The sequence below is a fragment of the Brevibacterium sp. S111 genome (genome assembly GCF_004745075.1).
In the GTDB taxonomy this organism is placed as follows: Bacteria; Actinomycetota; Actinomycetes; order Actinomycetales; family Brevibacteriaceae; genus Brevibacterium.
In genome coordinates this window covers 1-1454 of sequence record NZ_RHFH01000050.1, presented here as the reverse complement: position 1 = coordinate 1454, position 1454 = coordinate 1, and the positions used below count along the sequence as shown (strand labels likewise).

Sequence of the window (1454 nt, the reverse complement as noted above, 5' to 3'; positions counted from 1 at the left end):
GCATGGCAGGGCCTTGGGTGTGAGGGATCTTGGAGAATTTCCATCATCACCCAAGGCCCGCCTCTCATTCATCACCGACACACTGGGTGCAGAGACCCTGCTACGCACTCTGAAACCGGAAGAGCCGGCCGAACTCATCCGGAACAAGGGTGCCTGGAAAGGCATTGATGATGTCGAGCTCGCCGCGGCGGAGCGGGTGCACTGGTTCAACACGTACCGGCCTCACCGGAGCACTTGGTGTAGCGACTCCCTCTGCGTTCCGATCAGACTTTTTCAGTGCGCTGCCGCGGGCTGCGTAGCTCGTGCACGAGCCGATGGGGATGAACCCTGAGTGGTGGACACGCTGAGTCTGGCCCATAATGGGCCGGAGAATGCGAGTAGAAACCATGCCAATGAAGAAGTACTCCGATGAGTTCAAAGCCGACGCCGTCGCGCTGTACGAGACTCATCCCGATATGTCTTATTCCCAAGTCGCGGCCGATCTTGGCATCTCCCGTGGCGCGATCAAGTCGTGGGTGTTCCAAGCACGGAAGGAAGCCGGCAAGGTGTCCACGAGCTCGCCTGATCGGCCCGAGACACCCGAGGAAGAGCTGGCTCGCCTGCGGGTCGAGAACGATTCGTTGCGGGCCGATAAGCGGTCTCTGCGGTCGGATGTGGAGCGGCTGGAAGAAGAGCGAGCGATCCTGCGGAAAGCCACGAAATATTTCGCGGCAGAGACGACCTGGTGATCCGTTTCCAGTTCGTTGACGACCATCGAAACACCCATGAGGTGAAGCGGATGTGTTCCGTGCTGGGTATCCAGCGCTCAAGCTTTTACAAGTGGCGTGCCTCCCGGCCGGCACGGGCGGCCAGGCAGGCTGCTGATGATGCTCTGTGCGAGCGGATTGAGCACCACTTCGAATTCTGGGACCACACGTACGGGTACCGACGGATCACGGCCGAACTCGCCGATGACCCGCACGTGGACGAGCCGGTCAACCGTAAGCGGGTTGCCCGCCTGATGCGGAACAACGGCATGGTCGGTATCCACTTGCGTAAGCCGAAGACTACGACGATCTCGGACCCAGATGCTCAGGTGTTTGCCGACCTGGTCGGCAGGGACTTCTCGGCCGCTGAGTTGGGCACGACCTACGTCGGCGACATCACCTACTTACCCTATGGCGATGAGGGGAAGTTCTTGTATTTGGCCACGGTCATCGACTTGTATTCGCGGCGGATCGTGGGCTGGTCGATCGCCGATCACATGCGGTCCAGTCTCGTCGAGGATGCGTTACAGAATGCAGTAAACAACAGAGAAACACTGGAAGGTGCGATTTTTCACAGCGACTGAGTATTCGGTGGTGTGAGCGCCACTGACTATTGTGGTTGAGCGCCACCCGATATTGCCTTTCAGCGCCACCGGGTCGTGGCGGTGAGCGCCAGGCCGTCACCCGACGCTCACCGACAATTGGTCA

The 1454-nt window shown here is 59.7% G+C and carries 2 protein-coding genes and 1 pseudogene; all 3 read left to right on the top strand.

The window, feature by feature from the left end; all coding sequences use genetic code 11:
- Positions 1-331, top strand: a pseudogene (locus tag EB836_RS18330) (hypothetical protein); the annotation flags it as partial.
- Between the two features lie 61 nt (positions 332-392).
- Positions 393-728 carry a transposase gene (locus EB836_RS17975; protein WP_167854519.1) on the top strand — a complete coding sequence of 112 codons (336 nt, stop codon included), beginning with the start codon at positions 393-395 and terminating at the stop codon, positions 726-728.
- Positions 725-1330, top strand: coding sequence for an IS3 family transposase (locus tag EB836_RS17970; protein ID WP_167854518.1), 606 nt, complete (start codon positions 725-727; stop codon positions 1328-1330). The genes EB836_RS17975 and EB836_RS17970 overlap by 4 nt, the downstream gene beginning before the upstream one ends.
- Positions 1331-1454 lie beyond the last annotated feature (124 nt).